The organism is Cryobacterium sp. TMT1-66-1 (assembly GCF_004403435.1).
Classification (GTDB): Bacteria; Actinomycetota; Actinomycetes; order Actinomycetales; family Microbacteriaceae; genus Cryobacterium; species Cryobacterium flavum.
This window is the reverse complement of record NZ_SOGP01000009.1, coordinates 301,272-326,530: the sequence shown is the minus strand read 5'-3', so window position 1 is coordinate 326,530 and position 25,259 is coordinate 301,272. Positions and strand designations below refer to the sequence as shown.

Annotated in this window: 14 protein-coding genes; 10 read left to right on the top strand and 4 right to left on the bottom strand. The window is 65.4% G+C overall.

The annotated features are described in order from the left end of the window. Positions 1-9 precede the first annotated feature (9 nt). Entirely contained in the window at positions 10-2,694 is a 2,685-nt protein-coding gene (locus E3T29_RS07340; RefSeq protein WP_134344857.1) for an Ig-like domain-containing protein, read from the bottom strand. A 223-nt stretch (positions 2,695-2,917) separates the two neighbouring features. Further along, positions 2,918-8,773 (bottom strand): peroxidase family protein, encoded by a 5,856-nt coding sequence (locus E3T29_RS07335; RefSeq protein WP_134344856.1) that lies wholly within the window; start codon positions 8,771-8,773, stop codon positions 2,918-2,920. 165 nt (positions 8,774-8,938) lie between these two features. On the opposite strand from E3T29_RS07335, the gene E3T29_RS07330 reads away from it, so the two are divergent. From E3T29_RS07330 to E3T29_RS07300, 7 genes are all read left to right on the top strand, one after another. Further along, the gene (locus tag E3T29_RS07330) at positions 8,939-9,676 is read left to right on the top strand and encodes a TetR/AcrR family transcriptional regulator (RefSeq protein ID WP_134344855.1); all 738 of its coding nucleotides are present in this window, start codon (positions 8,939-8,941) and stop codon (positions 9,674-9,676) included. Positions 9,677-9,747: 71 nt separating this feature from the next. Then, entirely contained in the window at positions 9,748-10,932 is a 1,185-nt protein-coding gene (locus tag E3T29_RS07325) for an acyl-CoA dehydrogenase family protein (RefSeq protein WP_134344854.1), read from the top strand. A 55-nt stretch (positions 10,933-10,987) separates the two neighbouring features. Next, the gene (locus tag E3T29_RS07320) at positions 10,988-12,631 is read left to right on the top strand and encodes an AMP-binding protein (RefSeq protein WP_134344853.1); all 1,644 of its coding nucleotides are present in this window, start codon (positions 10,988-10,990) and stop codon (positions 12,629-12,631) included. A gap of 271 nt (positions 12,632-12,902) precedes the next feature. Continuing rightward, a complete protein-coding gene (locus tag E3T29_RS07315; RefSeq protein ID WP_134344852.1) occupies positions 12,903-14,270 on the top strand; it encodes a hemolysin family protein in 1,368 nt (455 codons plus the stop codon). After that, positions 14,263-15,318, top strand: a complete 1,056-nt coding sequence (locus E3T29_RS07310) for a hemolysin family protein (RefSeq protein WP_134344851.1) — start codon at positions 14,263-14,265, stop codon at positions 15,316-15,318. The genes E3T29_RS07315 and E3T29_RS07310 overlap by 8 nt, the downstream gene beginning before the upstream one ends. Positions 15,319-15,391: 73 nt before the next feature. Then, a complete protein-coding gene (locus E3T29_RS07305) occupies positions 15,392-17,881 on the top strand; it encodes an excinuclease ABC subunit UvrA (protein WP_134344850.1) in 2,490 nt (829 codons plus the stop codon). 176 nt (positions 17,882-18,057) lie between these two features. Next, complete coding sequence (locus E3T29_RS07300; RefSeq protein ID WP_134344849.1) at positions 18,058-19,524, top strand: MDR family MFS transporter; 1,467 nt, start codon at positions 18,058-18,060, stop codon at positions 19,522-19,524. A 1-nt stretch (position 19,525) separates the two neighbouring features. Here E3T29_RS07300 and E3T29_RS07295 read toward each other — a convergent pair whose 3' ends face one another. Continuing rightward, a complete protein-coding gene (locus tag E3T29_RS07295; RefSeq protein ID WP_134344848.1) occupies positions 19,526-20,161 on the bottom strand; it encodes a hypothetical protein in 636 nt (211 codons plus the stop codon). 190 nt (positions 20,162-20,351) lie between these two features. Here E3T29_RS07295 and E3T29_RS07290 point away from each other — a divergent pair, with 190 nt between their 5' ends. Continuing rightward, on the top strand, positions 20,352-21,740 hold the full coding sequence (locus E3T29_RS07290) for an MFS transporter (protein WP_134344847.1): 1,389 nt from the start codon (positions 20,352-20,354) through the stop codon (positions 21,738-21,740). Between the two features lie 71 nt (positions 21,741-21,811). On the opposite strand, the gene E3T29_RS07285 is transcribed toward E3T29_RS07290, so the two are convergent. Next, on the bottom strand, positions 21,812-22,723 hold the full coding sequence (locus E3T29_RS07285; RefSeq protein WP_134344846.1) for a LysR family transcriptional regulator: 912 nt from the start codon (positions 22,721-22,723) through the stop codon (positions 21,812-21,814). A gap of 105 nt (positions 22,724-22,828) precedes the next feature. Between E3T29_RS07285 and mmsB the strand changes: the two genes are divergently transcribed. Together mmsB and E3T29_RS07275 are read left to right on the top strand one after the other, a co-directional pair. Next, positions 22,829-23,725: a 3-hydroxyisobutyrate dehydrogenase gene (mmsB, locus tag E3T29_RS07280; protein ID WP_134344845.1), complete on the top strand. Its 897-nt coding sequence runs from the start codon at positions 22,829-22,831 to the stop codon at positions 23,723-23,725. 30 nt (positions 23,726-23,755) lie between these two features. Continuing rightward, positions 23,756-25,240: a CoA-acylating methylmalonate-semialdehyde dehydrogenase gene (locus E3T29_RS07275; RefSeq protein ID WP_134344844.1), complete on the top strand. Its 1,485-nt coding sequence runs from the start codon at positions 23,756-23,758 to the stop codon at positions 25,238-25,240. The last annotated feature ends 19 nt before the right edge of the window (positions 25,241-25,259 follow it).

Here is a 25,259-nt window from a genome sequence, read left to right as displayed (position 1 = left end):
TTGATTGTTTTAGTTCACCGCTCCCGTCGTGTACGACCACGAGCGGGTGGCCACCGGGTTGCCGGCGAGGTCTCGCACGGCACCCGTACCACCGGTGATGGTCACCGTGTACGTCGTGTTCGCCAGGAGTGTGGCGTTCGGGTTGATCGTCAGTACGCGGGTAGTCGCGTTGAACGACAGGGTCGAAGCGATCGTCGTGCCGGGACGGGTGACAGTCACCGACGTTGCCGTGAATCCAGTGATGGCTTCACTGAAGGTCGCGGTCGGGCTCACCAGCCGTCCAACTGCCGTCGCTCCCGCCGCAGGAGTCAGCGCGGTGATCGTCGGAGCCGGGCCGGTAATGAACGACCAGGTGCTCGTCGCCATCGTGTTGCCGGCCGCGTCACGGATGCCCGAGAGGGTGGCCGTGTAGGTGCGGTCAGCGAGCAGCGTCACGCTCGGGTTCAGCGTCGCGACTCGTGTCGTGGCGTTGTACGAGACCACGGCAGCAATCACCGTGGCACCACGCCGCAACACAAACGTCGTACCGCTCACCCCGGTGACCGGTTCACTGAACGTTGCTGTCAGATTGCCGGTCTGGCTGACCGATCGAGCATCGGCTGCCGGTGTGCGTGCGGTCACCGTGGGGAGCACGAACTCCGTGCGCGGCGTGACCACCACCGAACGAGCAGATGCCGTCCCGGTACCGACCGAATTGATCGCCGCGACATCGAAGGTATACCCAGTGCCATTGATCAGCGACCCGATCACCGCGCTGGTGACATCGGCCACCGTCGTCGTTCCAGTTGCCGTTGCATCCGCTCCGATGAAGGTGCGCACCAGGTAGCCCGTGATCGCGGCGGCATTGGCCACCGGCACTGGGGCCGTCCAATTCACGGTCGCCGAAGCATTTCCCGCAACCGAGGTTCCGATCACTGGCGCTCCAGCCACAACCTGCACCACGGGTGCGGTCGGGGCTGTCGTGAACGACCAGCCGTCGGGAGCTATCAGGTTACCCGCAACATCCGCAATTCCCGACAGCGCCACCGTATAGGACGTGTCGGCCGACAACGTCGCGCTCGGGTTCAGGGTCGCAACCCGAGTGCTGGCGTCGTATGACACTACGGCGGGAACGGTCGTGGCACCGTTGGCGAGCACGAATGTGGTGTCGCCGACTCCCGTGACCGCTTCGCTGAACGTTGCCGTCAGGTCGTCGGTCGCACTGACCGCGCTGGCGCCCGCCAGCGGTGTCCTCGCCGTCACCGTGGGGGCAACGACATCAGGTTCCGGATTGACCACAGTGATCGTGAATACCGCGTGCCCTGTGGCCGAAACGTTTCCGGCGGGATCGAAGGCATTGAACGTGAGCGTTGTGGAGGTGGCGACGGGTATCGCTCCGCTGTAGAGCGTGGCGGAGTCGGAGATGACACCGCCGGCGAGAACCACGTCGGAACCGTCGACGGTGTAGTAGATATCCGCTCCGGTCTCGTTGGCGTTCAGCGTGACCGATTGTGCGGTATTGAACGTGCCGCCGGCCGGCGTTGCCGCGACGGTAGGCGCCGTGTTGTCGGTTGCCGGGATGGCATGAACGGCCGGGAAAGTTTCTCCAACGCTGCTGACCGCGACCACATACACGTCGTAGGTTTCCCCAGCGACCAGAGAAGTGAGAGTGGCGCCGGTTGCACTCTGACCGGTGATGCGCTTTCCGATTTCAATTTGCTCGTTGTTCGTGACGGTTTGCCCCACGGCAACGACCCGGTACCCGGTAATAGCTGCTGTTCCGGGGATCGCCTGCGCGGGGGTCCACGTGACCGCGATCCCGTTGCCTACCTTGGTGGCTGCGACGTTCGTCGGTCCGGGAGGGCCCGACAGGAGCGGGCCGTTGGGGCAGCCGCCCATGCCGGGGCCGCCCAGTTCACCAAACTCGGCGATGGTCAGGCCCTGGCGGTTGGCGTCGAGGTCTTCGGCCTGCCATCCCATGGCTCGCTCGCCGCCCGCATCGGCTGCGAGCTGCGCCGCATCAAGTTGGTCGAAAACATACGTGGCAGTGAAGGTGTTCGGTCCATCCAGGTCAAATTCCAGGCTGGAGTCGTAGCCGCCCTTGGGTGCGCGGGCCATCGGACCCGGCACTGCGCGCACATCACGGCGCTGCACGGTCGTTGGCACCAACGCCGGCTCGATGATGCGCTGTTCAACTTGTGCCCGATTTACCGTCGCGCCGATATGGCCGGTAACCGTGACGGTGGTGCCGCTCTGCACAGCACGGCCGGTCACGAACAGGTCTTGGACCAGGGTGTCCCCGGAAGCGGTGGCACCAAATTTGACGGATACGGTGTCCGCCGGGAGGATATCGGGGGTTACCTGGAGGCCGGTCCCGGCACCCCAGCACACGCCGCCGGGATGGTTGATCTCAAAGGCTACGTCGCCGGCCTGGACAACAGCTTCGGCTGAGCCAATCACACCGACACCGGCGCGGCTGACCTCTACGGTCGCCGTCTCACCCAGATGGTCTTGGTAGCCCTCGAGAACGACGAAGTCCCGGTTGGGAAAGACCACGATGTTGTCGGGAAAGGTCGGAACGGCCGCCTGGGCCGCTGGGATGGCGAGCACGAGGCTGGAGCACAGCACGGCGACAGCGAGCCCCGCCAGCGCCGTCTGGCGCCGACCCGGCAACCACAATCCGACTCGTTCCGACCGGTCAGATGATTTTTTCATGGTGCCCCTTCCATTCCATAAGGTGAAGAACTCTTCACGCCTGTAGGAACGATGTCAGCCGGAGCTTGTAAAAATACTGGGGTTGGCGCCAGGGTGGCGCGCAGGAGATTGTCTGCGATTCTCAAGGCTCCAGTGACGGAAGATCGCCGGCGTACACGAACCGGCCGACAACTCGGGAAGAGTTGCCGGCCGGTCGGTCGAGGGATGGTTCAGGTTCCCTGGCCTAGAGCACGGTGCCGGTCGTGAAGGTCCACGTACTCGTCACTAGGGGGTTGCCCGCGAGATCTCGAACACTCGTGTTTCCACCGGTGATGGTCACCCGGTATTGCACGTTCGAGGTCAGGGTCACCGAGGGGTTGATCGTCAGCACGTTGGTGGTGGCGTTGAACGCCGCCGCCGATGCGACAACCGCTCCGGTGGAAACCCGGGTGATCACAACCGTGCTCGCGCTGACTCCGGTGATGTCTTCACTGAAGGTCGCGGTCACGTTGGCGTTCCGGCGCACCCCGGTGGCTCCCGCGGCGGGAGTCCTCGCGGTGATCGTCGGAGCCGGACCGGTGGTGAACGACCAGGTGCTCGTCGCCATCGTGTTGCCGGCCGCATCACGGATGCCCGAAAGGGTGGCCGTGTAGATGCGGTCGGTGAGCAGCGTCACGCTCGGGTTCAGCGTCGCGACTCGCGTCGTGGCGTTATACGAGACCACGGCGGCAATCACCGTGGTGCCGCGCCGCAGCACGAACGTCGTGCCATTGACCCCGTTGACCGGCTCACTGAACGTTGCCGTCAGGTTTCCGGTCTGGCTGACCGAGCGGGCGCCGGAGGCCGGTGTGCGTGCGGTCACCGTGGGGAGCACGAACTCCGTGCGCGGGGTGACCGCGACCGAACGGGCCGAGGCCGCTCCGGTGCCGACAGAGTTGATCGCGGCGACATCGAAGGTGTACCCGGTGCGGTTCGTCAGCGACCCGATCACGGCGCTGGTGACGTTAGCCACCGTCGTCGTGCCGGTTGCCGTCGCACCCGCACCGATAAAGGTGCGAATCCGGTAGCCCGTAATCGGTGCCTGATTGGCCACCGCGGCCGGGGCTGCCCAGTTGACGGTCACCGACGCGTTCCCAGCGACCGGGGTTCCGATTACCGGAGCACCAGCCACCACCTGCACAACGGGGGCGGTCGGTGTAACGACCTCCGAACGAGCCGAGGCTGCTCCGGTGCCGACCAAGTTGATCGCGGCGACATCGAAGGAGTACCCGGTTCCGTTGGTCAGAGCGGTAATCGTGACGGTAGAGACGTCAGCGACCAGCGAGGTTCGGAACACCGTGGCGCTCGTTCCTTCGTAGGTGCGAACCCGGTAGCCCGTGATCGTCGCCTGGTTGGCCACCGGTGCCGGGGCCGTCCAGTTGACGGTCACCTGAGCGTTACCGGCGACCGGGGTACCGATCGTCGGAGCCCCAGCAACCACCTGCACCACCGGTGCCGACGGAGTCACCGCGTTGGACGATGCCGAGAATGCGCTCGTTCCTTCCGCGTTGGTCGCCGATACCTGGAAGGTGTAGCTGGAGCCGTTGTTCAGCCCGGTGACAACCAGGTTGAACGCGGTTCCGGGTGCGGTGCGCAGTGCGCCCACCTGGGCTCCGGCCGAGTCGAGCACCTTCACCGAGAAGCTGGTGGGGATACCGGTCAGCGAGGCTACCCAGTCAACGGTTGCCTGACCGTTACCGGCAACGGCAGCGACGACGGTCGGGGTTCCCGGAGCCACGGTGTCGCTGAACTGCAGGCGTTCGATGTTGCGCAGGGTGTCGGTGCCGTCGGTGCCGCGGTTGTCGATCACCGTAGTGGTCGATCCCGCCGAACCGAGCGTGCCGTCGCCGCCGGTCGTCGTCACCTCGTAGTCGCTGGTCAGACCAGAGAACTGCGCGGTGTCGACACCACCCGTTCCGTAGAGGATCTCGCGAACCGCCACGATGTTACCCGGGTTGACGGTGCCGGCGAAGACAGCTTCCTGCAGAGTCGGTCCGGTGAGTCCACCGGCGCCGTCAGAGAGGTACTGGCTGGTCATCGCGCTCTGGTTCGTGCCGTTGATGCTGGCACTGCCAATCTCCGTCGCCGCATCGTTCGGGTTGGTCCGAACGCTCAGGCGAAGGCTGAGGTAGGCGTCACCGTCGATGATGTCGTCAGCTCCTCGTCCCTCGATCAGGTCGCCGCCGCCGCCACCCAGGAGAACGTTGCCGCTGCCCCAGACGTTCGGGCCGGTCAGGATCGGGCAATCGCCCTGGGCCGACAGCGCCACAACGGATGCCAGCGTGGTCGTGAATTCCGGAATCAGCGCGTCGAAGCCCGCAATGCGGTCCACTCCGGCCTGGTCTAGAACGTCACAGCCGATGAAGCCGCCGCCACCCACAGCACTGGGAACAAGGTCGTCACCACGCAGGATGTCATTCAGCTTCCAGCCGGAAAGTGCCTCGACTTCATTGAACTTGTCGCGCACACCGACCTGCAGAATGTCGAGGGGCGCGATCGGCAGGGCCAGATCGGCGTCCTGCGCCTGCGGGTCACCCTGGCCGGTCGACCAGTCGTAGCCGGAACCGCCAGCGTTCTTTTCGATTCCCGGACCTGCAACGCCAATGTCGTCGCCACCCTCCATGTCGTAGTCGTCATCGCCGCCCTGGCCAATCATGAAGTCGTTCCCGGGCTTTTGTGAGTCGTCCAGGAAGAACAGGTTGCTGCTGTCTCCAATCATGAGGTCGGGCTGGTTGCCACCCTCTTCCCAGTCGTCGCCACCGTCACCGAAGGCTGCGTCGAGACTTTCACCGAGCATGATGAAGTCGTCGCCGGCACCACCGAAGGTTTCGTTGGCGTTGGCTCCACCGTTCGTGAAGTCCTTGCCCTCGCCACCCATGATGATGTCAAGTCCGGGACCGGCATCGATCGCGTCGTTGCCGGGGCCGCCCTTGGGAACATCGTCTCCGGCGAAGTCGGTGATGATGTCGTCGCCTTCACCACCGAGAGCCACGTCGGCACCGCCACCGCCGTCAATGACGTCGTCACCGAGGCCACCCCAGAAGGTGTCGTTGTCGTTGCCGCCGTAGGCCCGGTCGCTTCCGCTCGTTCCGTTGTAGACCGCCTGGCCGTTGATACCAGCGGGGTCGACCGCGTTGCGGGCACGGTACTTGATCGTGCCGTCGGGCATGCGAATCAGCAGCGCCGTCTCATCACACTCGGACTGCGGGTCATTGGCGACGGTGTTGCCCGAAGCCGAGAACCCTGCGACGGTTCCAGCCAGGTTCTTCAACTCGAACTTGCAGTCGGCCGTTGCGAAGGGGTCGGCCTTCAGGGTGTGCGCGTTCGTGTTGCGCATCATCAGCTCAGCAAAGGAGTTACCCTCCAGCTGGGTGCGGAGGTTCATGCCGGGCGTGCGGGCCAGGTAGTACAGCCGGTCACCGTTTTGCAGATCGGTCATCTGTTTCTCGAACACGTAGTTGAACGTCGTGCCGAGCAGACCCCCGAAGGGTGTCGTCATCTCCGCGAGTCCGCCGACCCAGAGGTCGACCTCGTCGAGACCCGTGATCGAGTGCGTGCCCGAGTTGGCCCACGCTCCCGTGCTGTTCATGAAGTCCATGGCTCCGTCCGGAGAAAATTCTCCCGCGAGGGCGTCAGGGCTCACGATCAGTCGCGCGGCGTCGCGCTTGCCGTCGAGCGTGGTCGCGCTCGTGATGGTGTCGAACTGACCATAGGCGGCCACGAAGTTGATCAGCGATTCCGGGTGCTTGAGGTTCTCCCCGAAGTCGATCCAGTTCGTGTACGGCCTGAGCGCCCCGTCGTTGGTCTTGTTGAACAGGTCACGACGGAACACGTTCAACCGCGGCACGCCTTCTGATCGTGCACGGGTCATGTTGATCGAGGCCAGGTCGAGCGGCAGGCCCAGCAGGTTATTGCGCAGGGTGTCAGTGACGAACTCGTCGAGTTCGTTGCCGACCTGGTCGCTCATACCCATGATGACGCTGCCCGCGGCTTCCTCCGAGGTCAGCTGCCCATCGGGGCCACCGTCGGTGTACGCGGGCGGGTTGAGGAACCCATCGAGCAGGGAGATATCGTTCTGACTTCCCGCCACATCGTCACTCGTGCCGAACACGCCGTCAGCACCCGGCTTGCCCGCATTGGTTCGCGAGATCGTCTCGGTCAGCATGGAGTGACCGAAGCGATACACCGCGTGGGCGAATTCCGCTGTGACGGCCGGGTTGATCTCGGTCTGAGTGAACGCAAACGGTTCGAACGGGTTGATACCGGGCTGCACCTTGCGCGCGAACTCTTCGAACACGAGGTGCTGGTACTCCATCTCTGTGACGAACCGGGCAGCCTGGAACAGGCGGTCGCCGTTCCAGCCGCCAGCCCCACTGGCCAGCTTCCACTCGGCCAGAGCGGCAACACCCCTGGCTGAGGTGTCGTTGGTGAGGGTGTTCTCGATGTTGTTGATAAGGCGGTCGTGCTCCGAGTGGAACACCTGGTGAACGGCGGTCAGGCCGATGTTCTCGTTGACGCGACCGTCTCCCGCGATGAAGTGTGCATTGAGCATCTCATCGTCGTAGGTTCCGGCTGGCTGGCCGGCGAAATCAGCGGATGCCGTGGTGTTGGCATCCGGGGTCAGTCCGGCCTTCGGCTCCGCGTTGTGCGCGATGTCGGTCAAGAACGGGGTTTTGAAGTAGAGCACGTCGCCCGGTACTGATACGGGGTTGGCGGTATCACCCTCGACCAGGCCGGTCGCAGTGACGTACTGCGGCATTCCGCGCAGCGGTCCGGGGATGAACTTGCCGTAGGCATCCGCTGCGAGCATCGGAACGTTGAGCACATCCTTGTCGGCCAGCAGCAGCCCAAGCACGTTCGCGGCCTGGTCCTTGGTGGTGGCCCAGGTCGCCATGCCGCCGGCGGTCGGTCCGGCCGGTCCGCCGAGCAGCTTGCCGGTGGCAACTGGGCGCCCGCCCTCGGTCACGTACTCGCGCAGGAAGACCTGGTGCGAGGCGTGCGAGCTGTAGGTCTGGCTCTGGTCGACCCAGGGCGAGTCCGTGTTGAGGGCATCCTGCACGTCGTCGGGCGTGCCGAGCACGCCATCGACACCGGGCTGGTTCTGCCCGCGGGTCAGCACCATGAAGCGCAGGCTCGGGTCGAGGTCGTCGCCGTTGCCGAAGACGTGGTCCGGGCCGGCGACCAGCGGGTCATCGGCCTGCAGCGGTACGAATACCGTGCCGCCGCCCTTGACCGTCTGGTCAATGCCGTGGTCGAAGAATTGTCCGAAGAGGGTGAACATCGAGTTGTACGGCGGGGAGAGGCCGACGTCAGTCGTCACATTCGGCATGAACAGCGTCTCGTGGGAGGGGATACAGCCGGCCGGGATGCCGAACGGCACGGTGGGGCTCGGGTCGGTCGTGCAGGCTACAACGCCCTCGTTGCCCTGGGTGCGCACCGGGTTACCGGCGGCGGCGATAGCGGCCGGGTTGGTCGAGGTCTGATCGACGATCAGGTTGCTCACCGTGCGCGGCTCCGAGTCGAAGACCAGGCCCTGCTTCTGGGCGTAGGAGGTTGGGTTTGGCGGTCCGAAGCCGGCGGGAGTGACATCCGCTGGGGAGAAGACCGGCGTCGCGAGGCGCGGGAAGACCTGGTCGGCGGCGCCGAACTGGTCCTGGCCGGGCTGCAGGTTGTTGCAGGAGCCGTCGACCGTGCGCAGTCCGAGCGAAAGGAGCGGGCTGGCTATCTGGTTGGTGCCGGTGCCGACGAGCGCGCCGCAGGGGCCGGTAGCGGAGGTGGTGTTGGCCACGTGGGCTTCAGCGATCTTGATCTGCTTGAGGATGTAGGCGAGGTCGGAGGGAGTGACGGCGAACCCCTGGCCGACCGTCGCTGCCTGGGCCGGGAGCGCGGCCGTTAGGCCGAGTCCGGCGTAGAGCACGGCGGCCATGCCGGCGGCGAGCATGCGCATGGGCTTACCGAAGACCCTTCGTGGTTTTCCATGGTCCTTGGGCGGTGGGCTACCTCGCATTCCGCTGGCATTGCTGTCGCTGCGAATGATTCCTTGACCTTCGAACCTGCTCATGACGCACCTATCTCTTCAGGGTGAGCGAATGCTGTAAGAGTGCGATGTAGGCCTTATGGAAACCTTGTGCATTCGCCCGTCCCCCCGCCCGCCTTCCACTGGGACACTTTGGGCCGGCACTCCCCGGCGTCCGCTCACCTCATTCCGTGCTACTTTCGCCAGACCATGTCTGATCCGTCTGCACCCACCGCGTCCACAGATCTCGCGCGCGATTCCGCCCCCCGCCAAACGGATGCCCGCAGCCGCGTGGCCGTCGCCGACATCGCTGTCAGCCTGTTTCAGGCACAGGGCTACGAAGCCACCAGTACCGCGCAGATCGCCGCAGCCGCTGGCGTCTCCCGCAGCACATTCTTTCGTCAGTTCCGCTCGAAAGACGATGTGATCTTCGCCGACCACGACGAGTTGCTCGAGCAGATCGACAAGTTTTTCGACGCCTCGCACCCCGACCCCTGGCTGGCTGTGTGCGATGCCGCCGCGCTCGTATTCGAGCGGTTTCGCGAGCGCCTCGAGATCGTGCGGGTGCGCGACCTGGTCGTGCGCCAGACATCCGTTCTGCGCGACCGCGAAACGGTGATGGTGTCCCGCTACGAGAAAACGTTCTCGGCCTATCTGCGCCGCTGTCTGCCGGGCGTCGACCCGGTGGTGGCGATTCAATTTGCGGCGGCCGTCACGGCCACGCACAACTTCGAGTTGCGGCGCATGATTCGCGCCAGCGACGCCAGCGCGGTGCTCGATTCGGCCGGTCTGGCGGCGCAGCTGCACGCCGTGCGCAATCGCTTTGCACCCGTCGGCGAATCGGCCAGGGGCGCGAGCGAGCTGCTCGTCGCGGTCTTTTCCGCCTCTGCCCTGCCGGCAGACGTCGCCCGCGTGATCGAGAACCGACTTCGATCCACAGCAATTTGACACCAAGTGTCACTTGACGTGAGACTCAGTGTCAGATAGAACTGAAGTCACACCTGCTACTGCGAAAGGCAATGATGCCCGATTACGATGTCTCCGCCCCGCTCGACACCGACTACTACGGTGTTTTCGCCGATGTGCCCGAAGCTGATCGAGCGTTCTGGAGCCGGGCTCGCACCTTCGCGGTGGAGACCCTCGACGAGCTGAGCGAGGCCTGGGACAAGGCGGAGTACCCGTTGCACCTGGCTCGCCGCCTGGGCGAACTCGATCTGCTCACCGACGGAGTCGAGGGGCCGGGCCTCACCCCCATGTCCCCGCTCGCGGCCGGCCTGGTGAACATGGAGGTCTCCCGCGGCGACGGCTCGATGGGCACGGTCGTGGCCGTGCAGGGCGGGCTCGCCCTGCGCAGTATCGCCATGTTCGGCAGCGACGAGCAAAAGGCCACCTGGCTGGTGCCGCTGGCCCGCGCCGAGAAGCTGGGTGCCTTTGCGCTGACCGAACCCGACCACGGCTCGGACTCGGTGGGCCTCGAGACCACCGCACACCGCGACGGCGACGAATGGGTCATCAACGGCGAGAAGAAATGGATCGGCAACGGCTCGGTCGGCGACGTCACCGTGGTCTGGGCCCGCGACGACGACGGCAATGTACGCGGCTTCCTGGTCGACCAGGCTTTGCCCGGCTACCACGGCGAGACGATGCTCGGCAAAGGCTCGCTGCGCGCGGTACACCAGGCGCGCATCACCCTGACCGATGTGCGGATTCCCCTCGACGCTGTTCTGCCCGGCACCCACACCTTCAAAGACACGGCAGTCGTTCTGTTCGCGACCCGGCTCGGGGTCGCCTGGTCGGCGCTCGGTCACGCCACAGCCGTGTTTGAGGCTGCCCTCAACTATGCGCAGCAGCGCGTGCAGTTCGGTAAGCCGATTGCCGGTTTTCAGATCGTTCAGGAGCGGCTCACCCTCATGCTCTCCGAGCTCACCTCGATGCAGCTGCACTGTATTCGGCTGGCCGAACTGGACGCCGCCGGCACCCTGCGGCCCATCCAGGCCAGCCTCGCCAAGTTCCACAACACCCGCGCGGCGCGTTCGCTCGCCTCCCTCGCCCGCGACATGCTCGGCGGCAACGGCATCCTGCTGGAGAACCACGTCATTCGGCACCTTGCCGACATCGAGTCCATCCACACCTACGAGGGCACCGAGAGCATCCAGTCGTTGCTCATCGGTCGCGACCTGACCGGGGTCAGCGCCTTCCACTAGGTTCGACCTGCACGAGCTTTCGCTTGCATCATCTTTTCGGACAAAGGAGTCCCGCATGATCGACCTGACCCTGAGCACCACAAACTCACCCAACGACTCACCGCTCACACCCATGCGGTTCCTGCAGCGCAGCGCTGAAGTATTCCCAAACAAGGATGCGATTATCTACGGATCTCGTCGCTACAGTTACCAGGAATTTTCGCAGGCTGCGGAGGAGCTGGCCCACGCCATCCGCTCGCGCATCACGCCTGGCGACCGGGTCATATTCCTCGCGCCGAATATACCCGAGATGCTCATCGCGCACTACGCCGTGCCCTTGGCCGGCGGCGTGCTCGTCGCGCTGAACTCACGGCTGGCCGGGCCGGAGGTGCACTACGTCCTCGAGCATTCAGAGGCCACCCTGCTGTTCATTGACGCCGAGCTGGTCGCCGGTGTCGGTGACGCTTTCGCGGCATCCGCTGCCCTGAAGGGCGTGATCGAAATCGCCGACGGCGAGTTCGGCATCACCGAGAGCGGACTCGATGTGGGCCAGCAGACGCTGGAGTCCTTTCTGGCCGATGCCGACAACGACTCCGCCGAGCCGCTGGCCTGGGAGGTTTCCGACGAGCGATCGGTGATCTCGATCAACTACACCTCGGGCACGACGGGCAAGCCGAAGGGCGTCATGTACTCGCACCGCGGTGCCTACCTCAACTCCTTCGGCGAGGTGTTCCACAACAAGTTCACGAGCGACTCCGTCTACCTATGGACGCTGCCCATGTTCCACTGCAACGGCTGGTGCACACCCTGGGCGGTCACCGCGGCCGGTGCCACCCACGTCTGCCTGCGCACGGTGCGGGCCCAATCGGTCTGGTCGGCCATCGACACCCTCGGCGTGACCAACCTGTGCGGCGCCCCCACGGTGTGCGGCGTGATCGCCAACGCTCCCATGAAGCACGTACTCGAGACGCCGCTCTCGATCACCACAGCCGGTGCCCCGCCGTCGCCGAGCGTGATCGAACAGCTCGACGCCCTCGGCATCACGGTCGTGCACGTCTACGGTCTCACCGAGGTCTACGGTCCGTACACGATCTGCGAATACCAGCGCGAGTGGGATGACCTGCCCGCTGACGAGCGTGCCCGCAAGATCTCCCGCCAGGGAGTGGGCATGGTGCAGGCCGAATCGGCTCGCATCGTCGACTCGGCCATGACCGACGTTCCGGCCGACGCCGCGACCATCGGCGAAGTCGTGCTGCGCGGCAACAACATCATGCTCGGCTACTTCAAAGACCCGCAGGCCACAGCGGATGCCTTTCGCGGTGGCTGGTTCCACACCGGCGACCTCGGCGTCATGCACCCGGACGGCTACATCGAGATCAAGGACCGCGCCAAGGACATCATCATCTCCGGCGGCGAGAACATCTCGACGATCGAGGTCGAAAACGCCATGCTCACCCATCCGACCGTGCTCGACGTCGCCGTGGTCGGCATGCCGCATCCGAAGTGGGGCGAGCGGCCCAGGGCCTACGTCGTGCTCCGCCCGGACGCCCTCGTGACCGAGGTCGACCTGCTCACGCATACTCGCTACCTGATCGCGGCATTCAAGGTGCCCGACTACGTCACCTTCGTCGACGCTCTGCCGCGCACGGCCACCGGCAAGATCATGAAGGTCGTGCTGCGCGAACTGCCAGAAGAGGTCGTCGAACCCGTCGTGTCATAGGGCCAGTGTGCACAACCGCGGAGATTCGCCCCGATACAGGCCACCCCAGTCGGAATGCGCCGCTAACTCGAATTTCTCCGCGTTTACGCACGCACACCCGGACAGCCAGGGGCCGCAGCCCGGACGCGGTGCCCGTGCGCGACCGAAACGCGGCGAGCAGGCAGTTTGCCAGCATCCGTCTATAGCCTTATAAGCACAATGGAAGACCCTCCCTCGCATAAACCCTCGCCCGCCACCACCGACATGCCTCTTTCACTGAGAGGACCTCAACATGTATGAGTGGATCATGGTGGGCGCAGGACTCCTCCTCACCGTCGGAACGGGAATTTTCGTAGCCTCCGAGTTTGCCCTCGTCACGCTCGACCGCAATGAGCTCGAAGTTCGGCGTGATCGTGGCGAGAAACGCCTCGGTCCGACCATCAAAGCGCTCAAGATCACCTCGACGCACCTATCGAGCGCCCAGCTGGGCATCACCCTCACCACGCTACTGACCGGGTTCACCTTCGAGCCGGCCATCCGCTCACTGCTCAGCGGGCCGCTGACGAGCGTCGGCGTGCCTACCGGCATCGTGCCGCTGGTGGGAACCATCGTGGCGATCTCGCTCGCGACGCTGTTCTCCATGGTGATCGGCGAACTCGTTCCCAAGAACTTCGCCCTCGCCGTACCGCTCGCGACGGCAAAGATCGTGGTGCCGGCCCAGGCCGCATTCACAGCCGTGTTCAAACCCGTCATTCTGCTCTTCAACAACACGGCCAACGCGATCATTCGTCGGTTCGGCATTGAGCCAAAAGAAGAACTCTCCGGTGCCCGCAGCGCTGAAGAGCTGAGCTTTCTGGTGCGCCGCTCCGCCCTTGAAGGCGTGCTGGACGACGACCACGCCGCCATGCTGCACCGTACCCTGCGCTTCTCCGAGCACTCCGCCGCCGATGTCATGACCCCGCGGGTGCGCATGGCTTCGGTCCGCGTCACCGACTCCGCCGAGAGCATTGTGCGCCTCGCGACGACCAGCGGCTACTCGAGGTTTCCGGTGATCGACAAGAACTCCGACGACATCGTCGGGGTGTTGCACGTGAAACAGGCCTTCGCTGTCGCGTTGAGTGAGCGTGCCACAGTCACCGCCTCCGACCTGAAGGTGGACGCCCTGCGCGTTCCCGAAACCATGGGCGTCGACTCCCTGCTTGCCGCTCTGCGCCAGCAGGGATTCCAGATCGCCGTCGTCGCCGACGAGTACGGCGGAACCGCCGGCATCGTCACCCTCGAGGACCTGGTCGAAGAACTAGTCGGTGAACTCGAAGACGAACACGACCGGGCCAAGGCCGGCGTCGTCCGCTCCGGCCGCTCGGTCGTCTTCGACGCCGCCTGGCGCCCCGACGAACTGTTCGATCGCACCGGCGTCACCGTCCCCGATGACGGGGGCTACGACACGGTCGGCGGATTCCTCGCCGACCAGCTCGACCGCATTCCCGAACTCGGCGACGAGGTCGCCATCGACGGCGGCGTGCTGCGCATCGACCGCGTCGACGGGGTGCGCGTGCACCGCGTCCGCTATACGCCCGCTAATCCCGAGACCGATCCCAGCCTGGCCACCACACACGACCGAATCGTGACTGAAATCAAGAAAGACCTGATCCATGAGTAGCGCCGATTTAACCGCGTACCTCCCCGGCCTGATCTGGCTTGTCGTGCTGCTGGTCGTGAACGCGTTCTTCGTCGGTGCCGAGTTCGCTGTGATCTCGGCTCGGCGCTCCCAGATCGAGCCGCTGGCCGAACGGGGCATCAAAGCGGCCAAGACCACCCTGTGGGCGATGGAACACGCGACCCTGATGCTCGCCACCAGCCAGCTCGGCATCACGGTGTGTTCGCTGCTTATCTTGAACGTCTCCGAGCCAGCCATCCACGGACTGCTCGAATTCCCGCTCGCGGGTACCGGCCTCTCTGAAGGCATGATCAGCACGATCGCGTTCACCTTCGCGCTCGTCCTGGTGACCTTTTTGCACGTGGTCTTCGGCGAAATGATTCCGAAGAACATCTCGTTCTCCGTTCCCGAAAGGGCCGCCCTGATTTTGGCGCCGCCGCTCGTGTTCGTCGCCCGCGTCTTCAACCCAATCATCTTCAGCCTCAACTGGCTGGCCAACGGGGTGTTGCGCCTGTGCAAGGTCGAGCCCAAGAACGAGGCGACGAGCGCGTTCACCCTCGACGAGGTCGCGAGCATCGTGGAGCAGTCCACCCGCGAGGGCATGCTGCAGGATGCCTCGGGCACACTCAGTGCAGCGTTTGAGTTCACGTCGAAGAAGGTGACCGACGTGCAGGTGACCATCGAATCCATGGTCTGCCTGCCATCGACCGCCTCCCCGGCCGACATCCAGCAGGCGGTCGGCCGCCACGGCTTCTCCCGCTACATTCTGACCGACGACGACGGGCAGCCAAGCGGTTACCTGCACCTGAAAGACGTCCTGGACCTCACCGGCGGCGACAGCTTCACCGAGCCGGTGCCGGGAAAACGGTTGCGCCGCCTCGCATCCGTTTCGTGTGACAGCGAACTCGAAGACGCGCTCGCCTCGATGCGCCGCCTGGGCGCCCACGTCGCTACCGCGTTCGATGCGAACGGCACCGTGACCGGAGTGCTCTTTCTCGAGGACATCATCGAGGAGCTCGTCGGTCAGGTCGAGGACGCCACCTCGATCTGACCCGCCGGAAACCGGGCACCGCACACGCAAGCAACGTACTGTTGTTTGGGTGCTTAGCGACGATTCTAATCAGATGACCTCAGACCAGCCAGACAACCCCGCCGCACCCGGTGATGGGTTCGTGCGGGTGCGCGGTGCCCGCGAAAACAACCTGCGCAATGTCGACGTCGACGTGCCCCGGGACGCCATCGTCGCCTTCACCGGGGTGTCTGGTTCTGGCAAGTCCTCGCTGGCTTTCGGCACCATCTTCGCTGAGGCCCAACGACGATTCTTCGAATCGGTCGCGCCCTACGCCCGCCGCCTCATTCAGCAGGGACACACCCCGCACGTCGACGAGATCACCGGGCTGCCGCCGGCCGTTGCCCTGCAGCAGCGCCGCGGAACACCGAGTTCCCGCTCGAGTGTGGGTACGGTCACCACCCTCTCGAACTCGCTGCGCATGATGTATTCCCGTGCCGGCATATACCCAGCGGATGCCGCCGGTCGCCTCGAATCGGACTCCTTCAGCCCGAACACCGCGATGGGCGCCTGCCCGCGCTGCCACGGCCTCGGCATGGCGCACACCGTGAGCGAGGCGTCGATGGTGCAGGACGCCACCCTCAGCATTCGGGACGGCGCTATCGCCGCCTGGCCCGGCGCTTGGCAGGGCAAGAACCTGCGCGACATCGTCGCCGTGCTCGGCTACGACATTGACCGTCCCTGGCAGGAACTGTCCCGCGCCGACCGCGACTGGATTCTGTTCACCGAAGAACAACCGGTGGTGGAGGTCGTGCCGCAGCGTGACCGCATCGCCAAGCCGTATCAGGGCCGATTCTGGAGCGCGAAGAGTTTCGTGCTGCACACCCTGGCCGACAGCAAAAGCGCGAACGTAAGGCAGCGGGTGCTGCGGTATGTCGATACCGGCCCCTGCCCGGACTGCGCCGGCAGCGGCCTCAAGCCCGAAGCCCTCGCCGTGACCGTGGCCGGGCAGTCGATTGCCGCGCTCAACGCGCTGCCGATGACGGCTCTCGCCGAGGTGCTGCGGCCGATCGTTGCTGACGCCGCGTCGACAGAGGTAGCCGTCACCCTGGCCGGCGACCTGCTGCGCCGCATCGACGTGCTGCTTGAACTCGGCCTCGGCTATCTGGCCCTCGGCCGCTCCACCCCCACACTGTCTCCGGGCGAAATGCAGCGGCTGCGCATCGCCACCCAGCTGCGCTCTGGCTTGTTCGGGGTCATCTACGTGCTGGACGAGCCCTCGGCCGGCCTGCACCCGGCAGATGCCGAGCCGCTGTTGCTCGTGCTCGAGCAGCTCAAACTTTCGGGCAACTCGGTCTTCGTGGTCGAACACAATATGGATGTCGTACGGAGCGCCGACTGGGTCGTCGACGTCGGCCCCCGAGCCGGCGAGGGCGGTGGTGAGGTGCTCTACAGCGGGCCGACAGGCGGACTGGCCGAAGTCGAGATGTCAGTCACCCGCGAATACCTGTTTGCTGCGGAACGCGAGCCGGTGGCGCGCGGCGCGCTGCGGCATCCGCTTGGCTGGTTGGGACTGACCGACGTGACCCGGCACAACCTCAAGGGTATCGACGCGCAGATTCCGCTCGGGGTGTTGACGGCGGTCACCGGCGTCAGCGGGTCTGGCAAGTCGACCCTGGTCAGCCAGGTGCTCGCCGAAGCCGTCGGTCGTCACCTGCACCCAGACCCCGACGATGTGCCGGTGCTGGACCTCGACGACCCCGACGCTGAGATCGAGCTGGCCGAGCGCTCCGACCTGCCCACGGTCACCGGGCTCGACGCCGTGGACCGGCTGGTGCAGGTGGACCAGAAGCCGATCGGGCGCACGCCGCGCTCCAACCTCGCCACCTACACCGGCCTGTTCGACGCTGTGCGGGCTACCTTCGCCGCCACCGACGAGGCCCGTTCTCGCGGCTTCACCACCTCCCGGTTCTCGTTTAACGTGGCTGGCGGCCGCTGTGAAACCTGCCTCGGCGAGGGTTTCGTGGCGGTCGGATTGCTCTTTCTGCCGGGCAGTTACGCGCCCTGCCCCGACTGCGGCGGGTCGCGCTATAACCCCGAGACCCTCGAGGTCAGCTACCGCGGCAAGAACGTGGCCGAAGTTCTCGGCCTCACAGTGGATGCCGCACTCCTCTTTCTCGAAGACGTCACCGTCGCCGCACGCAGCCTCGACACCCTGCGTGAGGTGGGCCTTGGCTATCTGCGCCTCGGGCAGCCGGCCACCGAGCTCTCCGGCGGGGAGGCGCAGCGCATCAAGCTCGCCACGGAGTTGCAGCGGGCCCGCCGCGGCCACACCCTGTACCTGCTCGATGAGCCGACGACCGGCCTGCACCCGGCCGACGTCGAGCTGCTCATGCAGCAGCTCGGGCGCCTCGTCGATGCCGGAAACACGGTCGTTGTGGTCGAACACGAGATGGACGTGGTCGCCGCCGCCGACTGGGTGATCGACCTCGGCCCTTCCGGCGGAGACCAGGGCGGCCAGATCATCGCCGCCGGCACCCCGGCGACAGTGGCCGCCCACCCCACGAGCCGCACCGCCCCCTATCTGAGGCTCCGCCTCCCCTGACTCCCGTGACGCGAAAGCGAACTTCGGCAACACCGGAATAATTCACACCCTGCAAAACGCTGCACCTAGAGGCGCACACAGCGAGCTGGCCCGGGGGACCTACGGGGCGGGCGGCCGCTCATTTTCGCGTGCCGTTTGTGGCACATCCCCTTTTCGCACGACCGTCAGGACCAGTAATGACCGCACCAGCCGCCACCGACACGATCACCGAGGCCGCACAACACCCCGACGCCAGGCGCAACCAGCTCGTGATTCGGCTGCTGCTGGCCTCGGCATTCGTCGTCATTTTGAACGAGACCATCATGGGCGTGGCACTGCCGCACCTCATGAAGGACCTCAGTATCACGGCCACCGCCGCCCAGTGGCTGACGACGGCGTTCATGCTCACCATGGCCGTGGTCATTCCGATCACCGGTTTTCTCATCCAGCGCTTCCACACCCGGCCGGTCTTCATCGCCGCGATGACACTGTTCAGCACCGGCACCCTGATCGCCGCGCTCGCGCCCGGCTTCGAGGTGCTGCTGGTCGGCCGCATCGTGCAGGCCAGTGGAACGGCCATCATGATGCCGCTGCTCATGACCACCGTGATGACGCTCGTCGCACCGGCCTCTCGTGGCAAGACCATGGGTAACATCTCCATCGTCATCTCGGTCGCCCCGGCCATCGGCCCGACCATCTCCGGCGTCATCCTTAGCGTGCTCGACTGGCGATGGATGTTCATTCTCGTGCTGCCGATCGCCATCGGCGCCCTCATTCTCGGTGCCTCGCGCATCCAGAACGTGACGACGCCGCGCAAGGTGCCGCTCGACGTGCTCTCCGTCATCCTCTCGGCCTTCGGCTTCGGCGGGTTCGTCTACGGTCTCAGCAATCTGGGTGGGGCATCCGCTGCCGGCTGGATTCCGCTCGGCATCGGCCTGGTCGCCCTGGCCGTGTTCGTGCTGCGCCAGCTTCAGCTGCAGCGCACCGATCGGGCCCTGCTCGACCTGCGCGTGTTCAGCTCGCGTACCTTCACCCTCTCGATCTCCATGCTCAGCATCAGCATGCTCGCCCTGTTCGGCACCATCATTCTGCTGCCGCTGTACATGCAGAACGTGCTCGGCCTGACGGCCCTCGAAACCGGCCTGCTTCTGCTCCCGGGAGGCCTGACCATGGGGCTCCTCGCGCCGTTCGTCGGCCGCATCTACGACCGGCGGGGCCCGACCATTCTGCTGGTTCCCGGCTCGATTATCGTCAGCGCCGCGTTCTGGGCGATGACCATGATGGGGCAGACCACCCCGCCGTGGATGCTGCTGATCGCCCACGTCGGCATGAGCGCCGGCCTCTCGCTGCTCTTCACGCCGCTGTTCACGTCGGGCCTCGGCTCTCTCAAGCCGAGCCTGTACTCGCACGGCAGCGCGGTCGTCGGTACCATCCAGCAACTCGCCGGCGCCGTCGGAACGGCACTGTTCATCGCCGTGATGACCGCGCAGTCGGCCGCCCTCATGGCTCAGGGCGTCTCCGAGATCTCGGCGACGGCCTCCGGAATTCGCGGTGCGTTCCTGTGCGGCGCGATCATCTCGCTGTTCGCCATTCCAGCCGCATTCCTTGTGCGGCGCCCGCCGCTCGGCGACGCGGTCGAGAGCGCTCCGGTCAGCGCTCACTGATTCAGCGGATGCGCTGGGCCAGCACCGCGGGATGATCCGCCGGCAGTCCGTGCCGCCGGCCGCCCTGCAGCAGCGCCACGTTCTTCTTCTCCCAGTCGAGCAGCGCCTGCCGGAGCGGGTCGATCGCGGCGCTCTCGTCGCAGCTGCCCGCCATGCGGCCGCAGGAACACTTCTGCGCCGCCGCGTCGTGGTGCAGCGCTTCGATGCGCCAGATGCCGGCCATGGCCCAGTCGATCTGCCGCCGGGCCAGTTCGGTGTTGCGTTCAGCACGCTTGACCAGGTCATTCTGCAACAGGCTCCGCACCCCCTCGATCCCGGCCGTGAACTGGCCGGCAACGATGGCGCTGAGCTCGGCGACCTGGTCGCGAAGGGCGGTCAGGTCCTTGTCCCGGCCGAAGAGTAAAGCATCCGTTTCGGCGATGTAGTCGGCGTGGGCGGTCTCAGCCAAAGCCCAGCGAGAAGCCCACAGCTTCACGTGCTCAAGGTCCCGGCGCTCGGATTTCTCGGCCCCGATGTGGTGCACGCAGAGCGAGCAGACCACCTGGTCGCTCAGCGACGTGAAGTGAAACGGCTGCGGCGCGAGGCAGCACAGGCACGCTACTTCAACATCGACGTGCAGCGGATGCGCGTGCGTCACTGTTGCCCCACCTCACTGTTGTTCCTTCGAGAATAACCGTGCCGCGTTCGTTCGCCGCGCCACCGTGTGCATTTCTGCACGTCGCCCCTGTGCGAATCGTCTTTGACAGCCACCAACGCGAAGCGCAAGCTAAGACCAGCCAGACGACGTGCACGCACGTTGTGTCAATGACGACACCAGGGGAAATCCTATGAGCACGACCAGATCCGATACCCGAAACGACGTGCAGACGTCCGGACTGAAAAAGGTCGTCGCGGCCTCCATGGCCGGCACGGTCGTCGAATGGTACGAATTCTTTCTCTACGCCTCCGCCGCCACCCTGGTCTTCGGCACCCTGTTCTTTCCGAACGCCGGCACCGAACTCGAGGGCATCATCGCGGCCTTCGCCACCTACGCCGTCGGCTTCCTGGCCCGCCCCATCGGCGGCATCGTCTTCGGACACTTTGGCGACAAGTTCGGCCGCAAACGCCTGCTCCAGTTCAGCCTCGTTCTCGTCGGCGTCGCCACCTTCCTGATGGGCTGCCTGCCGACCTTCCAGCAGATCGGCTACCTCGCACCGGTTCTCCTCATCCTCCTGCGCTTCATTCAGGGCTTCGCCGTCGGCGGCGAATGGGGTGGAGCGGTTCTTCTCGTCGCCGAGCACAGCCCCGCGAAGTCGCGCGGATTCTGGGCCAGCTGGCCCCAGGCCGCCGTGCCCGGTGGAAACCTGCTCGCCACCGCCGTGCTCTTCGTACTCTCGACCACCCTCTCCGATGAGGCCTTCCTCAGCTGGGGCTGGCGCGTCGCCTTCTGGCTCTCCGCCGTCATCGTGCTCGTCGGCTACTACATCCGCACCAAGGTCAGCGACGCACCGATCTTCCTCAAGGCGCAGCAAGAAGTCATTGCCGGTGACAAACGCTACGGCATTGTCGAGGTCTTCCGCCGCTACCCGCGCGGCGTCTTCACGGCGATGGGCCTTCGCTTTGCCGAGAATATCCTGTACTACCTCGTCGTCGTCTTCTCGATCACCTACCTGAAGATCATCGTGCAGATGGACACCGCGCGGGTGCTGCTGCTTCTACTCCTCGCCCACGCCCTGCACTTTATTGTCATTCCCTTGGTCGGACACCTCTCCGACCGGGTCGGCCGGCGCCCGGTGTACTTCCTGGGCGCCCTGCTCGCGGGCACCTGGGGATTCTTCGCCTTCCCCATGATGGACACCGCGAACGACTTCATCATCATTGTCGCGATCATGATGGGCCTGCTCTTCCACGCCCTCATGTACGCCGGCCAGCCCGCGATCATGGCCGAAATGTTCCCCACCCGGATGCGCTACTCCGGCGTCTCCCTCGGCTACCAGGTCACCTCGGTCATCGCGGGCTCGATCGCCCCGATCATCGCCGTGAGCCTGCTCTCCACCTTCGAGTCCTCGGTGCCGGTAGCCATCTACCTCGCAGCCGCGTGCCTGATCACGGCCCTCGTGGTGCTCACCCTCAAGGAAACGCGCGGGCTCTCCCTGCACGACATTGACGCAGCGGATGCCGCCGACTCAGCCGATCGCGCCGCCCAGGCCGACCTCGCCGAGGTCGGTCGGCGGTAGCGCGTCGCGGGCGGTCCGATCCCACGGATCGGGCCGCCCTTTTTCGCGCCGGCGGGGCATCCGCTTGTAAGTCACTCGCTGAAGGCGGTCGGTCGATTCGCGATCTCCAGCGTGATTGCCTCGATGGCGGCGCGCACCACGGGCGAACGCAGCGATTCGGCCCGCACGACGGCCCAGATGGGCAGTTGACGCTGAAAGTCTGCGCGCAACACGGGCACGAATTCCGGCCGGTCGTGCACGAGAAAGTTCGGCAGGAGTCCGATTCCGGCGCCGGCCTGCACCGCCTCCAACTGGGCGAACAGGCTGGTGGCCTGAAAGGTCGTGGCCGGTTCCGGCAGCTCTGAGGAGCGATAGCCCAGGTCGGTCACGAGCAGGGCGCTCTCGACGTACGACACGAAACTGTGCAACGCAACGTCGTCGAGCGTGCGGGGCGCGCCGCGGCCAAGCAGATACTCGCGGCTGGCGTACAGCCGTAGAAAGTAGTTGGTGAGAAACATCGCCTGCGCGTTGTTGACATCGTTGCGGCCGGCCACGATCTCCAGGTCGACGCCCGACCGGTTCTGGCTCACCTTGCGGGTGGCGCTGAACATCTCGATATTGATGCGCGGGTGGCTCTGCTGCAGTTTCACGAGGGCTGGCGTGACGATCTCCGCCCCGAATCCGTCGATGGTGCTGATGCGCAGCAGCCCGGAGAGCGGGTCGGTCTGGCTGATAGCCGTGGCGAGCGCGCCCAGCCGGTCTTCGATCGCCTCGGCAGCACTGACCGCGTGCCGGCCCAGCTCGGTGAGCTCCCAGCCATGCGGGCTGCGCTCGAGCGTGCGGCCGCCCAGCTCCGCATCGAGTGCGAGGATGCGCCGCGAGATGGTCGTGTGGGTGGTGCCGAGCGCCTCGGCGACCGCGTTGAAGCGCCCCAGCCTGGCCACGGTGAGCAGCACGAGCAGATCGTTCGGGCTCGGAAGCTGGTGTGAACTCACGGATCGCATCCTTTCGAGCGTGTGCATCTGCGCACATACCCCCTGTGAAATATTGCCTTGATTGCACTCTATCCGGCTGCGAGGGTGGAGGGACACAAAGCAAAGGAGCTTCGAATGTCAGTAGTCGCATGGATCGGGTTGGGCAACATGGGCGGGCCCATGTCCGCCAATATGGTGGCCGCCGGCCATGAGGTGCGCGGGTTCGATTTGAATCCGGATGCCGTCGCCACGGCCGTCACAGCGGGCGTCACAGCCGCCGCGAGCATCAGCGAAGCCGTCGCGGGCGCCGACGTCGTCTTCACTATGCTGCCCAAGGGTGAACACGCCCGTGCTGTGTACTTCGGCGACGACGGCGTGCTGGCCACGGCCGATCCGGCCACCCTGCTGGTGGACTCGTCGACGATCGACATCGAGACCGCCCAGGCCCTGCACGATGCCGCAGCGGCGGCCGGCTTTCGCTTCGTCGACGCCCCGGTCTCTGGCGGCATGAGCGGCGCCACCGCCGGAACCCTCACCTTCATGATCGGAGGCGTTGCGGATGCCGTCGCTGACGCCAGCAGGTTCATCGAGCCGATGGCGGCGAACATCATTCCGACTGGCGGCGCCACGACCGGCCAGGCCGCGAAAATCTGCAACAATCTCATGCTGTTCATCAACCTCGCCGCAACGGCGGAGGGCGCTGTTCTGGCCGAGCGGCTGGGACTGGACAAGCAGGTGTTCTGGGATATCGCATCCGTTTCGTCGGGTGACAGCTGGGCGCTGCGCACCTGGTATCCGATCAAGGATGTCGTCGCGACGGCCGCGTCCAACCGGGATTTCGCCCCGACCTTCACCGCAACGCTCGCGAGCAAGGACATCGGGCTGGCGATCGCCGCCGCCCGCGCCACCGACACGCCGCTCGAGATCGGCGAACACGTCGCCGAACTCTTTCAGCGCCTGATCGATGAGGGCGAGGGCGGCAAGGACTGCTCCATGATCGTCAAACTCGTCGACGGCTCCCTGCACGCCTGAACCATGTCATCCACCAGAGAGAGCTCTTCCATGCAAACAATTCCCCACTACATCAACGGGCAGCGCGTCGAGTCGTCCGAACGATTTGGCCCCGTATTCAATCCGGCGACCGGCGTGCAGGAGAAACAGGTCGTGCTGGCTTCTCGCGCGGTCGTGATCGACGCCATCGAATCGGCCCAGGCGGCCCTGCCCGAGTGGCGCACGAGCACGCTAGCCAAGCGCACGGCCATCTTCTTCAAGGTGCGCGAGCTGCTCGCCGAGCGCACGAGCGAGCTCGCCGCAATTCTGACCAGTGAGCACGGCAAGGTACTCTCCGACGCGGCCGGCGAGATCACCCGCGGGCTCGAGAACATCGAATTCGCCACCGGCCTCGCGCACATGCTCAAGGGCGACTTCTCCCAGCAGGTCTCCCACGGAATCGACGTGCACTCGGTGCGCCAGGCCGTCGGCGTCGTCGCCTGCGTCACCCCGTTCAACTTTCCGGCCATGGTGCCGCTGTGGATGATCGGCAGCGCCCTCGCCTGCGGCAACACGGTGGTCCTCAAGCCCAGTGAAAAAGACCCGTCATCGGCTATTTTCATCGCCGAGATCTTCACGGAGGCCGGCTTGCCGGCCGGCGTGCTCAACGTCGTGCAGGGCGACAAGGAGGCCGTTGACGAACTGCTCGACAACCCGGCGGTCAAGGCCATCAGCTTCGTCGGCTCCACCCCGATCGCCAAGTCCATCTACAACCGGGCTGCCGGCAACGGCAAGCGGGTACAGGCACTCGGCGGCGCCAAGAACCATATGGTCGTGCTGCCGGACGCCGACCTGGAGATGGCAGCGGATGCCGCAATCAACGCCGCGTACGGATCCGCCGGGGAGCGTTGCATGGCCGTGAGCGTGCTCGTGGCCGTCGGCGGCATCGCCGACGGCCTCGTCGCTGCGATCAAGTCGCGCATGACGACACTCCGGGTCGGCCCGGGAACCGATCCGACCTCGCAGATGGGCCCGCTGATCACCGGAGAACACCGCGATCGCGTCGCGTCCTACCTGGCCGGTGCCGAGGCGGCCGGCGCCACCATGGTCGTCGACGGCCGGGCGCAGAAGTTCGACAGTGACGGGTTCTTTCTCGGTGTCAGCCTGATCGACCACGTCACGCCCGGGATGAAGGTCTACGACGATGAGATCTTCGGCCCGGTGCTGTCGATCGTGCGCGTTGACACCTTCGACGAGGCCGTGAAACTCGTCAACGAGCACGAGTTCGGCAACGGTGTGGCCCTGTTCACGCGGGACGGCGGGGCTGCTCGGCAGTTCGAGTTCGAGATCGAAGCCGGCATGGTCGGCATCAACGTGCCCATTCCGGTACCGGTCGGATCGTTTTCGTTCGGCGGCTGGAAGAACTCGCTGTTCGGTGACGCGCATATGTATGGACCGGACAGCATCCGTTTCTATACCCGCGGCAAGGTCGTCACGACCCGCTGGCCCGACCCGGCCACCTCGGAGATCGACCTCGGTTTTCCGCAGATGGCCTAAGTGAGGCGGGTCCCCGGTT